Source organism: Streptomyces sp. NPDC057486, assembly GCF_042802415.1.
GTDB classification, from domain to species: domain Bacteria; phylum Actinomycetota; class Actinomycetes; order Streptomycetales; family Streptomycetaceae; genus Streptomyces; species Streptomyces yanii.
The window spans coordinates 13,729-27,980 of sequence record NZ_JBHVEE010000055.1 but is presented as its reverse complement, the minus strand read 5'-3'; the positions used below and the strand labels follow the sequence as shown (position 1 = coordinate 27,980).

13 protein-coding genes are annotated in these 14,252 nt (G+C 71.3%); 6 read left to right on the top strand and 7 right to left on the bottom strand.

Annotation, left to right across the window (positions count from 1 at the left end):
• Positions 1 to 24: 24 nt before the first annotated feature.
• Both ACFU6I_RS24720 and ACFU6I_RS24715 read left to right on the top strand, forming a co-directional pair.
• A complete protein-coding gene (locus ACFU6I_RS24720) occupies positions 25 to 1,062 on the top strand; it encodes a C40 family peptidase (RefSeq protein WP_384370627.1) in 1,038 nt (345 codons plus the stop codon).
• Positions 1,063 to 1,136: 74 nt separating this feature from the next.
• A complete protein-coding gene (locus ACFU6I_RS24715) occupies positions 1,137 to 1,289 on the top strand; it encodes a hypothetical protein (RefSeq protein WP_384370625.1) in 153 nt (50 codons plus the stop codon).
• Between the two features lie 118 nt (positions 1,290 to 1,407).
• On the opposite strand, the gene ACFU6I_RS24710 is transcribed toward ACFU6I_RS24715, so the two are convergent.
• Both ACFU6I_RS24710 and ACFU6I_RS24705 read right to left on the bottom strand, forming a co-directional pair.
• Complete coding sequence (locus tag ACFU6I_RS24710; protein ID WP_345515054.1) at positions 1,408 to 2,103, bottom strand: response regulator transcription factor; 696 nt, start codon at positions 2,101 to 2,103, stop codon at positions 1,408 to 1,410.
• The gene (locus ACFU6I_RS24705; protein ID WP_384370623.1) at positions 2,100 to 3,386 is read right to left on the bottom strand and encodes a PspC domain-containing protein; all 1,287 of its coding nucleotides are present in this window, start codon (positions 3,384 to 3,386) and stop codon (positions 2,100 to 2,102) included. Before ACFU6I_RS24705 ends, ACFU6I_RS24710 begins: the two co-directional genes overlap by 4 nt.
• Before the next feature lie 190 nt (positions 3,387 to 3,576).
• On the opposite strand from ACFU6I_RS24705, the gene ACFU6I_RS24700 reads away from it, so the two are divergent.
• The gene (locus ACFU6I_RS24700; RefSeq protein ID WP_384370621.1) at positions 3,577 to 4,887 is read left to right on the top strand and encodes a PspC domain-containing protein; all 1,311 of its coding nucleotides are present in this window, start codon (positions 3,577 to 3,579) and stop codon (positions 4,885 to 4,887) included.
• Entirely contained in the window at positions 4,874 to 5,137 is a 264-nt protein-coding gene (locus tag ACFU6I_RS24695; protein WP_384370619.1) for a hypothetical protein, read from the top strand. Before ACFU6I_RS24700 ends, ACFU6I_RS24695 begins: the two co-directional genes overlap by 14 nt.
• On the opposite strand, the gene ACFU6I_RS24690 is transcribed toward ACFU6I_RS24695, so the two are convergent.
• The 4 genes from ACFU6I_RS24690 to guaA all read right to left on the bottom strand — a co-directional run bounded on the left by ACFU6I_RS24690 (position 5,044) and on the right by guaA (position 9,598).
• Positions 5,044 to 5,553 carry a DoxX family protein gene (locus ACFU6I_RS24690; RefSeq protein WP_384370617.1) on the bottom strand — a complete coding sequence of 170 codons (510 nt, stop codon included), beginning with the start codon at positions 5,551 to 5,553 and terminating at the stop codon, positions 5,044 to 5,046. The two genes, ACFU6I_RS24695 and ACFU6I_RS24690, sit on opposite strands and share 94 nt — an antisense overlap.
• Positions 5,554 to 5,687: 134 nt before the next feature.
• Positions 5,688 to 6,953, bottom strand: a complete 1,266-nt coding sequence (locus ACFU6I_RS24685; protein WP_384370667.1) for a hypothetical protein — start codon at positions 6,951 to 6,953, stop codon at positions 5,688 to 5,690.
• Between the two features lie 113 nt (positions 6,954 to 7,066).
• Positions 7,067 to 7,837: a class II aldolase/adducin family protein gene (locus ACFU6I_RS24680; RefSeq protein ID WP_384370615.1), complete on the bottom strand. Its 771-nt coding sequence runs from the start codon at positions 7,835 to 7,837 to the stop codon at positions 7,067 to 7,069.
• Positions 7,838 to 8,002: 165 nt separating this feature from the next.
• Positions 8,003 to 9,598 carry a glutamine-hydrolyzing GMP synthase gene (gene guaA / locus ACFU6I_RS24675; protein WP_345515048.1) on the bottom strand — a complete coding sequence of 532 codons (1,596 nt, stop codon included), beginning with the start codon at positions 9,596 to 9,598 and terminating at the stop codon, positions 8,003 to 8,005.
• Positions 9,599 to 9,979: 381 nt separating this feature from the next.
• On the opposite strand from guaA, the gene ACFU6I_RS24670 reads away from it, so the two are divergent.
• Positions 9,980 to 10,285, top strand: coding sequence for a chorismate mutase (locus ACFU6I_RS24670; protein ID WP_345515047.1), 306 nt, complete (start codon positions 9,980 to 9,982; stop codon positions 10,283 to 10,285).
• A gap of 798 nt (positions 10,286 to 11,083) precedes the next feature.
• Positions 11,084 to 12,109, top strand: a complete 1,026-nt coding sequence (locus tag ACFU6I_RS24665; protein WP_384370613.1) for an LAETG motif-containing sortase-dependent surface protein — start codon at positions 11,084 to 11,086, stop codon at positions 12,107 to 12,109.
• Between the two features lie 268 nt (positions 12,110 to 12,377).
• Here ACFU6I_RS24665 and ACFU6I_RS24660 read toward each other — a convergent pair whose 3' ends face one another.
• Positions 12,378 to 14,204 carry a GMC oxidoreductase gene (locus ACFU6I_RS24660; protein ID WP_384370611.1) on the bottom strand — a complete coding sequence of 609 codons (1,827 nt, stop codon included), beginning with the start codon at positions 14,202 to 14,204 and terminating at the stop codon, positions 12,378 to 12,380.
• Between the last annotated feature and the right edge of the window lie 48 nt (positions 14,205 to 14,252).

Below are 14,252 nucleotides of genomic sequence, written 5' to 3'. Positions count from 1 at the left end.
GTCGACCCAAGGAGCCCCGCCCCTGTGGCAGTGCATCGAAAACCCAGGCAGCGCCCGCACACCGGCTCCGCCGCCCGCACCGCAGCCACCCTCGCCCTCGCCGGGGCCGCGACCGCCGCCGTCCTGCCGGGCTCCGCGCACGCCGAACCACAGCCCACCCCCGCCCGGATCAAGGCCGAGGTGGACCGGCTGTACCACGACGCCGAGGTCGCCACCGAGCAGTACAACGGCGCGAAGGAGGAGGCGACCGCCGCCGCCAAGTCCTTGAACGCACTGCGCGACGAGGCCGCCCGCAGGGCCGAACGCCTCAATGCCTCCCGCAACGCACTCGGTTCGCTCGCCGCCGCGGAGTACCGCACGGGCGGCCTCGACCCCGCCGTGCAGCTGGCGCTGTCCTCGGACCCCGACCAGTATCTGCAACGGGCCTCGTACGTGGAGTGGGCCTCCGACCGCCAGGCGGCCGAGGTCTCCAACGTGCAGCGGCAGGTCACCGAGATCGCCCAGCTGCGCACCGAGGCGAAGAACGAGCTGGCGGCCCTCACCGCCCGCCGGGCCGACCTGAAGAAGCACCGGACGACGGTCAGGGCCAGACTGGCCGACGCCCAGAAGCTCCTGGACACCCTCTCGCCCGCGGAGCGTGCCGGGTTCGAACGCGCGGACGCCGCCCGCGCGGATCGCGGCGCCCCGCGCCTGGGCGCCACCCAGGCTCCCAACGCCCGCGCCGCGGAGGCCGTCGCGTTCGCCTACGGGGCGCTCGGCAAACCGTACGTCTGGGGCGCCACCGGACCGTCCTCGTTCGACTGCTCCGGGCTGACCCAGGCCGCCTGGCGCTCCGCCGGCGTCTCACTCCCCCGCACCACATACACCCAGATCAACGCCGGCCGGCACGTCCCCCGCTCCGAACTCGTCCCCGGTGACCTGGTGTTCTTCTACTCCGGGGTCAGCCATGTCGGTCTCTACATCGGCGACGGACAGATGATCCACGCACCGCACCCCGGAGCACCGGTCCGCATCGCGCCGATCGACAACATGCCCTTCGCGGGAGCGACCCGGGTCGCATAGGCTCCCTCGCTCCGCAGTTCGCGGTCCTGGGTCCGGAGTCCCACCGGACCGGTCGAAGGGGAACCCGTATACCCATGGACGCCGATGTCCGGACGCACGCCCATGCACTCGCCCTCCGCTCCCCCGGCGACCTCCTGCCGCCGAAGCCCGTCGACACCCTCGTGCTCGCCGAACCGGCCACCGACGCCGAGTTCTACGCCGCCGCCCGCGTACAGCACCACGGGTAGGTGGTGTGGCTGGAGCCGGCCGACACCGCTGTGGAACGGATCCACGCGGGCATCGGCCACCGAAGGGTCGGCGAGAAACTCGACATCGCCGTCGCCCCCGACCGGGAGAACGGCCGACTCAGACCAGTCGTCGGGCCGTCGCCCACCGCGTCAGCTCGTGCCGGTTCGACAGCTGGAGTTTCCGCAGCACCGCCGAGACGTGCGACTCGACCGTCTTCACCGAGATGAACAGCTGCTTGGCGATCTCCTTGTACGCATAGCCGCGCGCGATCAGTCGCAGCACCTCGCGCTCGCGCTGCGTCAGCCGGTCCAGGTCCTCGTCGACGGGCGGCGCGTCCGTCGAGGCGAACGCGTCGAGGACGAAGCCGGCCAGCCGGGGCGAGAACACCGCGTCGCCCTCCTGCACCCGGAAGACCGAATCGACCAGATCGGTGCCGGTGATCGTCTTGGTGACGTAGCCGCGGGCGCCGCCGCGGATGACACCGATGACATCCTCGGCGGCGTCCGAGACGGACAGCGCAAGGAAGCGCACCGGGTTCTCGACCGCGCCCATCAGCGGGGCGCAGCGGCGCAACACCTCGACGCCGCCGCCGCCCGGCAGGTGCACGTCGAGGAGGACGACCTCGGGGCGGGTCGCCGTGATGACGGTGACCGCCTGGTCGACATCGGCGGCCTCGCCGACGACCTCGACACCGGTCTCCTCGGTGCGGCCGATCTCGGCCTGGACTCCGGTGCGGAACATCCGGTGGTCGTCGACGAGCACGACCCGTACCCGGCGCTCCGGGCCCCCGATCGCTTCGGTGGTCTCGGTCATTCGCCCGCCCTCTCCATCTCCAGCTCGACTTCCGTGCCCCCGCCGGGCACCGAACGCAGCCGCGCCGTACCGCCGTTGCGCTGCATCCGGCCGATGATTGATTCTCGTACGCCCATTCTGTCCCCCGGTACGGAATCCGGATCGAATCCCGGACCACGGTCCCGTACGGAGACGAAGACCGTCCGGCCCTCGACCTCCGCATAGACCTGCACGGCGCCGCCCTCGCCACCGTACTTCGCGGCATTGACCATCGCCTCGCGTGCGGCCTGCATCTGCGCGGCGAGCTTCTCGTCGAGCGGGCAGTCGCCGACGACGACGACCTCCAGGGGGACACCGTGCTTGTCCTCGACCTCGGCGGCGGCGCGTTTGACGGCTTCGGCGAGGGTATCCGGTTCGTCGCCCTCGTCCTTGCCGGTGCCCTCGGGGTTGTACAGCCAGTTGCGCAGCTCGCGTTCCTGGGCGCGGGCCAGTCTGCGGACCTCGCTGCCGTCGTCCGCGTTGCGCTGGATCAGGGTGAGGGTGTGCAGCACGGAGTCGTGGACGTGAGCCGCGACCTCGGCACGTTCCTGGGCCCTGATGCGCATCAGGCGTTCCTCGGACAGGTCCTGGGTCATGCGGACGAGATACGGACCCGCCAGCAGCGCGATGCCGGTGAGGACGGCGATCGCCGCGGTCAGCACATTGCCGAGCTGGGCCGCGGAGCCGCGTACCACGATGAAGACGGCGAGTCCCAGGCCGACCAGGGCGACCCCGGCCAGCGCCCGGGCCAGATGCAGTACCCGGCGGCGGCCGCCGACCTCCATCCAGCGGGCCCGGCGGGCGTTGTCGGCCTGCCGCCACACCAGGACGGAGCCCGCGCCGATCAGCAGCGTCGGCCAGATGTAACGGTCGGCCTTGCTGCCCATGTCGACGTTACCGACGAAGGTCACGGCGCCGATGAGGAGCGCGAGGAGGGCGAACACCTGCCCCTTGTCGGGCTTGCGGAGCCTGCGCCGGCCGTCGGGGGCCGTCTCGAAGACGGAGCGCGGCGCGTCGACGCCGCCGACGCCGAGGGGGACAACGATCCAGAACACGGCGTAGAGCAGAGCCCCGAGGCCGTCCGCGAAGAACAGGCCGAGGAAGACGAACCGCACCCAGACGACGGGCAGCCCGAGATGTCCGGCGAGACCGCGCGCGACACCGCCGAGCAGCCGTCCGTCGGCACTGCGGTACAGCTTGCGCAGCGGTGGCTCCTCCGGGTCGGCGCTGAGGGAGCTTGCGGCTCGGGGTGAGGCGGTCGGCATGCCACGATCGTCACATGGACGGGTGAGCGGCGGTATCAGGGTCTGCCCCCACTTCGACCCTGAGACGGGCAGTTCGCACCCGACGCACGCCCGGCGACGGCTCCCTTCAGGGTCCGGGGGAACCAATATCAGGGATCGGCCAGGGTCGGCGCGGGTCCCGTCGGCGCTTGCCGCCCGTCACCATGGAGCCATGACCGTTCCCCAGGACGCCGAGCCCGGCGTCGCACCGCAGCCCGCACCGAGACCGCAGCTGCAGCGCAGCTCGCGGCAGAAAGTGGTGGCCGGGGTGTGCGGCGGACTCGGCCGGTACTGCGACGTGGACCCGGTGATCTTCCGGATCGTGATCGGTGTGCTGTCGGTGACCGGTGGCGTCGGCCTGATCTTCTACGGCTTCGCCTGGCTGCTGCTCCCGCTGGAGGGCGAGGAGGAGAACGAGGCACGCAGGCTGCTGTCCGGCCGGGTCGAGGGGGCGTCGCTGGTCGCGGTGCTGTTCGCGCTGATCGGCTGCGGGCTCTTCCTGTCCATGCTGGGCAACGGGGGCACGCTGGCGTTCTCCGCGATGCTGACGCTCGCGGTCGTCGGTTTCAGCGTGTGGACGCAGGCCCGCAGGACCGCCGCGCCGGAGGACCCGCTGCACCCGACGGCCGCGCAGGCGGTGGCGGACGCCCCGCCGGAGGTGAAAGCACCGCCGTCGCCGGGCAGCCCGTCGTGGTGGCGGGATCCGATCATCAAGGACGGCACGTCCGGGCCGGTGGGCCCGGGGTATCTGTGGGGCCCGGCGGATGCGGTGGCCGACAGTCCGCCGGTACGTCCCCGCAGGGCGGCGGACACCCCGTACCGCGCCCCCGAGCCGGTACGGACCAACCGGGGGCCACGCTCGATCGGCGGCCTGGTCTTCCTGCTCGCGCTGATCGCCGGCGGTCTGGGCACGGGTCTGAGCTGGCACACGCATCCGTTCGGCACGAGCCTGCAGTTCGGCCTGGCCGCAGCGCTCGCCGTGTTCGGTGCGGGGATGGTGGTCAGCACCTTCCTCGGCAGGACCGGGTTCGGCACCGTCCTGCTGGCGATGATCACGGCGGCGCTGCTGGCGGGTGCGGCCGCGCTGCCGAAGGACATCAGCACCCACTGGGTACGGGAGGAATGGCGCCCGGCATCGGTCGCCGCGGTCCAGCCGCGGTACGAGCTCGGCAGCGGTGTCGGCACCCTCGACCTGTCGAAGGTCCCGGTCCCGAAGGGCGACACGGTCCGGACGCGGCTGGGGGTGGGCGCGGGCCGGGCGGTCGTCGTCGTGCCGAAGGCGGTGACGCTCCGGGTGCGGGCGGACGCCGGGATCGGCGACATCCGGCTGCCGGGCGATCCGCCGGGCGATGTGGACATCAGCCCGTCGCCGAGGGAACACCGCATGATCGACCCGCCCGCGGGCGTCACCCCGGCGGGCACGGTCGAGCTGGATCTGGAAGTGGGTATCGGACAGGTGGAGGTCATTCGTGCTGCGTCATGAGATCCGGCCGGGCCGGGCGGTCGCGGGCATCGCGATGCTCGCCCTCGCCGCCGGTTACGCGGCGGACGCGGCCGGCACCTGGGACGTCCCCTGGGTCTTCTTCTGCCCGGTGTTCTTCGGCGGCCTCTGGCTCGCCGCGACCACGACGTGGATCGGCTACCGTATCCGTCGCCGTCGTGACGCGAGGAAGGCGTCCACGGAGAACGACGCGGCGCCGGCGAGCACCAGCGGCAGCCAGGCCATGAGGTAGGCCAGGTCGTTGCCGAAGTAGTACGGCTCGACCTGCCAGCTCACGGTCAGCCACAGGCTCAGCGAGATCAGCGCCCCGCCGAGTGCGGCGAGCCGGGCCCACAGCCCGATCAGGGTGCCGATACCGACGGCGAGTTCACCGAAGGCGATGGCGTGCCCGAAGGCTCCCGGGCTCTTCAGCGCGAGGTCGACGAGGGCCGGGATCGCGGCCGAGTCGCGTACCGCGTGCATCGTCTCGCCGATGGAGCCGGAGCCGGTGGCGCGGAAGAAGGCACTGTCCGTCAGTTTGTCGAGCCCGGCATAGACAAAGGTGACACCGAGAAAGATCCGCAGCGGCAGCAGGGCATGCTCCCGCGCCAGCTCACGAATGCTCGTCGCTTCGCCCAGACCTCGCGAATTCGTGCCATACGCACGCATAAGGACCCTATCCTTCCGTCGACCCGTCACCAGACCATACGTACGCGGCCAGCGGGCTGCTCACCTGCCCTGCGGTTCGATCCGGTCCGATCAGACCCGAGTGGCGGCCCGGAGGAAGGACGGTCGATCGGATCTCAGTCCGTGACGTCGATCTCGACCCGGTTCGTCTCCACCCCGGCGGCTGTCACGACCTGGACGTCCACCCGCCCGGGTTCCACCTCCACCGGGACCGGCACGGTCAGCACGGTGTCGGTCGGGTTGGCGAAGCCTCCCGTGACCGGGATCAGCGGGACATGGACATGGACCCGGCCGATCCGGACCACCATGCGGGCCAGCCGGTCCGGGGCCCCGGCGCCGGGCGGCACGAAGCCCGCGCCGCGGATCTCGATGTCGTCGCCGGTGCGGATCGGCGCGTCCAGGTCGCCGGCCTCCCGGGCCCGTACGACGGACAGCACGACCGGGCGCCCGCCCTCCGCGTACTTCCCCGCGAAGTACGTCGCCGCGGAGACCGCCACCAGCAGCGCCAGCCCCCATGGCAGATCGGGGAGCTGCTCGGGCCGGCGGGCCAGCCGGACCGCGGCGAAGAGGACGGCCACGGCGCTCACCAGCACGTACTGCACATCCGTGAAACTGCCGCGCCCGGAGTCGTCGGTGAGCAGATCGGCGGCGCGCGGCCGGTCCGCCCGCAGCTTCTGCAGGCGCTGCGCGAGGACGCGAACGGTCACCACCCGGCGTACGAGTACGGCGACGGCGCACACGAGCGCCAGCACGGTCAGCACCCCGACGCCACGCGCCAGTTCCAGACCGTCGATCAGCGCGTCGCGCTCCGCGTGGCTGGAGGCACCTGCCAGCTGCAGCGCGAGGACGAGTACGGAGAAGACGGTGAGCAGCACCCAGGCGACGGCGACCGCCCGGGAGGTGGAGAGCCGGTTGTCCTCGCCGACCAGCGGGGCGAGGACGCCGCCGCGGGCCCGGTGGAAGCGGGCGGCGCCGGTCAGCAGTGCCGCGGTGACGAGCCCGGCGAACAGACCGGCGGTGCGGGCGGTCGACCAGCCCGCGCCGATCGCGGTGACCGCCTCGCCGATGACGAGCACGGCGACACTCCCCCAGACGACGGTCAGGGTGCGCTGCCAGACCCGGCGGAGCCAGACGTCGCCCGCCTCCCGGCTGCGTTCGGCGACCGTGCGGGCCGACTCGGTCAGCTCGTCGGAGACCCACTGACGGGTCGCGGACGCGGACTGTGCGACGCCGGTCGGCAGCCCCTGGCCCGCGGCGAGTCCGTCCCGTTTGGCCAGGAAGGCGGCCACCGCGCGCCGGTGTCCCTCGCGGGCCCCGTGCGGGCAGTCGCCGCACGTACAGCCACCGCCGTGCGCGCCTTGTCGTGCCTCGTCCAACGCCACGGAGAACGCCGCCCTTTCCCGCCCCAGTACTGCCAACTGACCACCGATTGCCGCGAATTGTGCCGTACGGGACGGGCAGGTACCGCATCGGGGCGGTCCGGACGCGCAGATCGTCAGAACGTTCGAGCAATCCGCTGCCACAGGGGCTGGTAATTGATCCAGGCCACCAGGTCGCTGCCGAGCTGTTCGCGGGTGGCGACGGCGTCCCGGTGCTCGATCAGCACCGGCTTCCCGGCCGCCCGCGCGGTCAGCTGCACCTGGCAGGAGCGCTCCATGGTCAGGAACCACCAGGCGGCCGCGTCCACCGAGTCACCGACGGTCAGCAGTCCGTGGTTGCGCAGGATGATCGCCTTCCGGGTGCCGAGCGCGGCCGCGATCCGGCGCCCCTCGTCCTCGTCGACCACGACCCCCGTGTAGGCCTGGTAGACCGCGTGATCCTCGTAGAACGCGCAGGATTCCTGGGTGATCGGCTCGATGAACTCACCGAGCGTGGACAGTGCCCGGCCGTGCACGGAGTGGGTGTGCGCGACGGCGACGACGTCCGGGCGCGCCCGGTGCACCTGGGCATGGACGGCGAACGCCGCCTGATTGACGTGGTGGCGACCCTCGACGACCTGCCCGTCGCCGTTGACCAGGATCAGGTCCTCCGGGCTCATCCCGTCGAAGGGGGCGCCGAACGGGTTGACCCAGAAGCAGTCGGCGAACTCCGGGTCCCGTGCGGTGAGGTGACCGGAGACCCCGTCCTCGTACCCGTACTCGCCGAACAGCCGCAACGCCCCGGCCAGCCGCTCCTTGCGGTACGCGCGTTCCTCACCGGCCGACTCGTGGACGGGCGGCATCGCGAACTGCAGCTGTTCGACGGGGATCGGCGTGGGCTCGGGCATGGCGACTCCTCGGGGCTCCCAGGGCATTCGGACGGAAGCTACCGCCGGTCACCGCAGGTGGCCAGAGCGATCACGTATCGATTCGCCGGAGCTGCGGCCCCGGACACGGCGATGCCGCCGCCCGGATGAACGAGCGACGGCATCGGCGTTGGCCCTGCGGTGGGATCACTCCCACTCGATGGTGCCCGGCGGCTTGCTCGTCACGTCGAGGACGACGCGGTTGACGTCGGCGACCTCGTTGGTGATGCGGGTGGAGATCTTCGCCAGGACCTCGTACGGCAGGCGCGACCAGTCGGCCGTCATCGCGTCCTCGGAGGAGACGGGGCGCAGCACGATCGGGTGACCGTAGGTACGGCCGTCGCCCTGGACGCCGACCGAGCGGACGTCGGCCAGGAGGACCACCGGGCACTGCCAGATGTCGCGGTCGAGTCCGGCCGCGGTCAGCTCCTCGCGGGCGATGGCGTCGGCCTCGCGCAGCAGGTCGAGCCGCTCCTTGGTGACCTCGCCGACGATCCGGATACCGAGACCCGGGCCGGGGAACGGCTGGCGCTGGACGATCTCCTCCGGCAGGCCGAGCTCCTGGCCGACCATCCGGACCTCGTCCTTGAACAGCTGGCGCAGCGGCTCGACGAGCTGGAACTCGATGTCCTCGGGGAGGCCGCCCACGTTGTGGTGGGACTTGATGTTGGCGGTGCCGGTGCCGCCGCCGGACTCGACGACGTCCGGGTAGAGCGTGCCCTGCACGAGGAACGCGACGTCCTCGCCGGCCGCGCCCGCCTCGGCGACGAGCTCGGCCTGGGCCTGCTCGAAGACGCGGATGAACTCGCGGCCGATGATCTTCCGCTTCTGCTCGGGGTCGGAGACCCCGGCCAGCGCCTTGAGGAACCGCTCCTCCGCGTCGACGACCTTCAGCTGGACGCCGGTGGAGGCCACGAAGTCCTTCTCGACCTGCTCGCTCTCACCCTTGCGCATCAGACCGTGGTCCACGTACACGCAGGTCAGCTGGGAGCCGATGGCCTTCTGGACGAGGGCCGCGGCGACCGCGGAGTCCACGCCGCCGGAGAGACCGCAGATGGCGCGCTTGGTGCCGACCTGCTCGCGGATCAGCGCGATCTGCTCCTCGACCACATTGGTCGTGGTCCAGGTCGGCTCGATGCCCGCGCCGCGGTAGAGGAAGTGCTCCAGGACCTGCTGGCCGTGCGTGGAGTGCAGGACCTCGGGGTGGTACTGGACGCCGTAGAGCTTCTTCTCGTCGTTCTCGAAGGCGGCGACCGGTACGACGTCCGTGGACGCGGTGACGGTGAAGCCCTCGGGGGCGGCGGAGCAGGCGTCGCCGTGCGACATCCACACGGACTGCTCGGCGGGCGTGCCCTCGAAGAGCGTGGAGCCGGTCTTGGAGACCGTCAGCGGCGTGCGGCCGTACTCACGGGCACCGTTGTCGTCGACAGTGCCGCCGAGGGTGGTGGCCATCAGCTGGAAGCCGTAGCACATGCCGAAGACCGGGACCCCGGCCTCGAACAGCGAACGGTCGAGGCTGGGCGCACCCTCCGCGTACACCGAGGAGGGGCCGCCGGACAGGATGATCGCCCGGGGGTTCTTGGCCAGCATCTCGGCCACCGGCATCGTGGACGGGACGATCTCGCTGTAGACCCGGGCCTCACGGACGCGTCGGGCGATGAGCTGGGCGTACTGCGCGCCGAAGTCGACAACAAGGACCACGTCGGGCGTGGTGTCGGGGGCGGCGGGGGGTGCTGCTGGCACGGGGGCGGCCTTCCGGCGGTGAGAGGGGGGGTCGGTTTCCGATTCTACCGGGGTTGCGAGGAGTACCTCTTTCTGCGTCTTCCCGGGTGCGGGCGGAGACCCTCCGGGCGTCGGCCGGGACGGGGCCCGCGACCGCCCCGACGGCGGCGTCTCAGCATCCGGCCCCGCGTTGGCCCACCGCCCGGCGCGGGTCCATACTGGGCCCATGCGTCAGCACACGACCTTCGTCTTTACCTATGGCATCCGGCCCGCCGGCTGCCATGGTCGTGCTGCTTGAGCAACTGACAAGCAACGTTCCAGGCGCCCCGGGCCGACAGGCCCGGGGCGTTCTGCGTTCGGGGCCCGACCGCTCCGGGGACCACATCCCCCAGGAGTCACACCATGAGCAACAGCACCGCCGCCGCGAAGACCCTCATCGAGAGGACCGGTGCGAACACCGATGAGGCCGCCGAGCTGATCGGTGACGCCCGCGAGCGCATCGACGCCCTCGACGACCGGATCATCGGGCTCGTCCAGGAACGGATGGCCGTCTCGGCAGTCATCCAGGAGGCGCGGATCACCTCCGGCGGCCGCCGGGTCAACCTCTCCCGCGAGATGGAGATCCTCGGCCAGTACCGGAAGGCGCTCGGCAAGCCCGGCACCTCACTCGCCATGACGCTGCTGGAGCTGTGCCGCGGCCGCGTGTGACTTCCGCAGGACGGCCGCGCGCAACCCACCCGCAGGCCGGGCGCGCGGCGGCCGACGGGGGATCCGGTGACTCCGGAGGCGTATCTGCGTTCGGACCGACTCTCACCCGTACGGCGCGTGACCGGGACCTCGGTGGCTTCGTTGGTCCCGGTGTCCGTGCCAGCCAGGGGCGGCTCAGGAAGAAACCACGCGTGGCTCCGCTGGAGCGTGTGGCGTACTGCAGGTACGCCGTGGGACCGCGCCCCAGCGTGCGTGACCGGTCGGCAGGGGACAGCAGCCCGGTCACCCCAAGAGCGGTCGGCTCCGGGGACGCCCGGAGCCGACCGTATCCGGTCGAAACGGTTGCGCGGGACGCAGCCGATCCCGCACGACGCAAGGGGCAAGTCCCCCATGTCGCACCACTCACGACGTGGGTCGACACCTCGTACGCGCCCCCGCGCGCCGGGGGCGCCGGCCCGACGCACCACCTTCCCGCGGCGCCACCCCCCGGCGCCGCCTCTCGGCACCGGCGCGGCCCTGACGTCGGTGCTGATCACCGAGGGCCCCGTGGACCGGTTCACACCGGACCGCGGGGCCCTCGGCCATGGAGCGGCGACAGATTTCCGCAGGCCACGGAGGCACGGCAGAACATGTGTGACACGCGTCACATAAAGATTCTGTGAACACCTGGACAACCATTACGGCGGGTGGCTGGTCATGCATGCAGAACAACGGCCCCACCCGTGACCCCACCGCGGAAGGTCCGTCCAGCCCCTCGTGCCGCGGCCACAGCGGTACACCCGGACTTCTGAGGTCTTCATGAAGCTTCGCCGCGCCATGGCGGTGGCCGCCGCCACCGCAGTCATAGCACCCGCAGCCATCCTGGCCGCCCCGGTCGCGTTCGCCGACGACACCGTCACCACCGTCGAGTCGACGACCCCGGAGCCGACCGGGAACACCGAGACCACGCCCGGCAGTACGCCGTCCGACGAGGTCACCACCACGGCTCCCGCCGAGAACACCTCCTCGCCCGCCGAGGAGACAGACAAGCCCGTGAAGGAGACGGACGAGCCCGCCGCCGAGACGTCCGGCACGCCCTCCGCGAACGTCGGAGCCACCCCGTCCGGCACGCCCTCCAACACGCCCTCCGGCACGCCGTCCGAGTCCGAGGACCCGCAGGAGCCGACCGAGTGCGAGAAGTCCGACCTGGACATCTCGATCAACGGACTGCCCGGCAAGATCGCCCGTGGCAGCGGCTGGCACAAGTTCAAGATGAACGTCTACAACTCGTCGAAGACCACCGTGCGCGAGATCGACTACTTCGCGGGCGCCTCCTCCGACAAGGACGGCGACAACCTCTTCAAGTCGAAGCAGGTCAGCCTCCAGGCCCTCGACCCGGACACCCACACGTGGGAGGACCTCAGCGAGGGCGGCCGCGCGGTCGGTTACGTCGGTCAGTCCGACGAGATCCAGGCCGGCTACGAGGTCGACATCCCGCTCCGCATCAATGTGAAGTCGACCGCCCCGGTCGGCGCCGGCTTCACCCTCGGCGCCGGTCTGTACATCGGCGACGAGGACTGCATGGGCGTCAGCGACGTCGCGTACAAGTTCCAGATCGTGAAGTCCGGCGGCAGCGGTTCGACGCCGCAGACCGGCGGCACCGCTCCGGTCCCGGCCGAGAAGCCGTCCTCCAACACCACGGGCCAGGTCTCCGGCACGCTCGCCGAGACCGGTTCGTCCTCCGCAGTGCCGATGTTCGCCCTCGCGGGCGGCGCGGCCGTAGTGCTCGGCGCCGGTGCGATGTTCGTCGTGCGACGCCGCAGGAACGGTGACACCGCCGCGTAACGGGCGACGTCACCGGTAGGCGTGAGGGGCTGCACTCGGAGGGGGGTGCAGCCCCTTTCCGCTGTCCTGATCGGGCCCGGTCCGACAGAGAGGCCCTGGGGCTGTCGGAAGTCCCGCCTGCCCCGCGACGCCCGGCACGCACGCTCGCCGCGTTGTCGGGCCCGCCCGAGTACGTCCGGTACGAGGACGACCCTCCACCGTGCGATCGCACGCACCGGACGCCGCCGGGCCCACCCTTCGGGCGGACGGCGGGACTTCCGACATACACCTAGCGCTTCTTCTTCGGCGGGACCGTCGGCAGGCCCAGGAACGGCAGCTTCAGCGCGCCGAACGCCTCCTTCGGCACCGCCGGTGCCTTCGGCTCGACCGCGGCCAGCCGCTCGTACGCCTCGCCCTGCGCCGGACGCGAGTCCGCCTCGCCCTTGTTGGGCCAGAACGACATGGCCCGCTCCGCCTGCGCGGTGATGGTCAGCGACGGGTTGACGCCGAGGTTCGCGGAGACCGCCGAGCCGTCCACGACCGAGATGCCCGGGTGCCCGTACAGCCGGTGGTACGGGTCGATGACCCCGTCCTCCGCGCTCGCACCGATCGGGCAGCCGCCGAGGAAGTGCGCGGTGAGCGGGGTGCCCATCAGTTCGCCGACGTTCGATCCGGCGAAGCCGTTGATCTCGTCGGCGAGCAACGAGGCGCTGCGCGTCGCCTCCTCGATCTGGGTGGGGTTGGGCGCCCCGTGCCCCTGCCGGGCGGTGAGCAGGCCCTTTCCGATACCGCTGGGCTTGCGGTATGTCGTCAGGGAGTTGTCCAGCGACTGCATGACGAGACCGATGATGGTCCGCTCGGACCAGCGACGGTTGGAGAGCGACCGGACGGCGAGGGTCGGGTGCTTGACCATGTTGCCGAGCCAGCCCAGCACCCGGCGGCTGCCGTACGGGACCTGGAGGATCGACAGGGAGCCCATGGCGTTGGAACCCTTGCCGTAGCGGACCGGCTCGATGTGGGTGTTCTCGTCGGGGTGGATCGAGGACGTGATGGCGACGCCCTGGGTGAAGTCGGCCTTCGCGGTGCCGTGCTTCTTTCGGTAGCGGCGGTCGCTGGTCTGGGAACCGACGAGCGCCTCGGAGTTGGTACGGGTCAGCTCGCCGAGCCTGGCGGAGAGCCGGGGCAGCAACCCCGTGTCCTTCATGGTGTGGAGCAGGGTCTGGGTGCCGTACGTGCCCGCCGCGACGACCACCTGGCGGGCGCGCAGCAGTGTCGGCCTGCCCTTCTTCCGGCGGTCCGTCGGGACGGTCGTGACGTGGTACCCGCCCTCCGGGGCGTCCGTGATCGCGACGACGGAGGTCATCGGGTGGATGACCGCTCCGGCCTTCTCGGCGAGGTGGAGGTAGTTCTCGTTGAGGGTGTTCTTCGCACCGTGGCGGCAGCCCGTCATGCATTCGCCGCACTCGGTGCAGGCCTTGCGGGCGGGGCCCGCGCCGCCGAAGTACGGGTCGGCGACCGTTCCGCCGGGCTTCGCTCTCGCCGCGCCGTCGGCGTCCTTGCCGTCGCCGAAGAAGACACCGACCGGGGCGAGATGAAAGGTGTCGCCGACGCCCATGGCCTGCGCGGCCGCCTTCAGATGGACGTCGGACGGGGTCATCGTGGGGTTGAGCCGCACCCCGAGCATCCGCTTGGCCTGGTCGTAGTACGGCGCCAGCTCGTCCTGCCAATCGGTGATGGAAGCCCACTGGCGGTCCTCGAAGAACGGCGCCGGCGGGACGTACAGCGTGTTGGCGTAGTTGAGGGAGCCACCACCGACGCCCGCCCCGGCGAGCACCATCACCTTGCCGAGCAGATGCACGCGCTGGATGCCGAAGAGCCCGAGGGCGGGGGCCCACAGGTAGTTCTTGATGTCCCAGGAGTTCTTGGGGAGGGTGCCGGGGGTGAAGCGGCGGCCCGCCTCCAGGACCCCGACCCGGTACCCCTTCTCGCTCAGCCGCAGGGCGGACACCGCACCGCCGAAGCCCGAGCCGACGACGAGGACGTCGTAGTCGTACGCCGCGTCGTCGGTCTCATCGGCCGGTCCGGCCTGATTCTGGGCAGGGCTGTCCTGGGACATGGCTCTCCTCGGTGCGAAAAGGACAGAACGTGCTGCGGTGCGACGCGG

Coding starts and splice junctions, on each gene's coding strand:
- ACFU6I_RS24700 (WP_384370621.1), top strand. CDS start 3,577: ATGACCGTTCCCCAGGACGCCGAGCCCGGCGTCGCACCGCAGCCCGCA.
- ACFU6I_RS24660 (WP_384370611.1), bottom strand. CDS start 14,204: ATGTCCCAGGACAGCCCTGCCCAGAATCAGGCCGGACCGGCCGATGAG.
- ACFU6I_RS24690 (WP_384370617.1), bottom strand. CDS start 5,553: ATGCGTGCGTATGGCACGAATTCGCGAGGTCTGGGCGAAGCGACGAGC.
- ACFU6I_RS24680 (WP_384370615.1), bottom strand. CDS start 7,837: ATGCCCGAGCCCACGCCGATCCCCGTCGAACAGCTGCAGTTCGCGATG.
- ACFU6I_RS24670 (WP_345515047.1), top strand. CDS start 9,980: ATGAGCAACAGCACCGCCGCCGCGAAGACCCTCATCGAGAGGACCGGT.
- ACFU6I_RS24715 (WP_384370625.1), top strand. CDS start 1,137: ATGGACGCCGATGTCCGGACGCACGCCCATGCACTCGCCCTCCGCTCC.
- ACFU6I_RS24705 (WP_384370623.1), bottom strand. CDS start 3,386: ATGCCGACCGCCTCACCCCGAGCCGCAAGCTCCCTCAGCGCCGACCCG.
- ACFU6I_RS24665 (WP_384370613.1), top strand. CDS start 11,084: ATGAAGCTTCGCCGCGCCATGGCGGTGGCCGCCGCCACCGCAGTCATA.
- ACFU6I_RS24710 (WP_345515054.1), bottom strand. CDS start 2,103: ATGACCGAGACCACCGAAGCGATCGGGGGCCCGGAGCGCCGGGTACGG.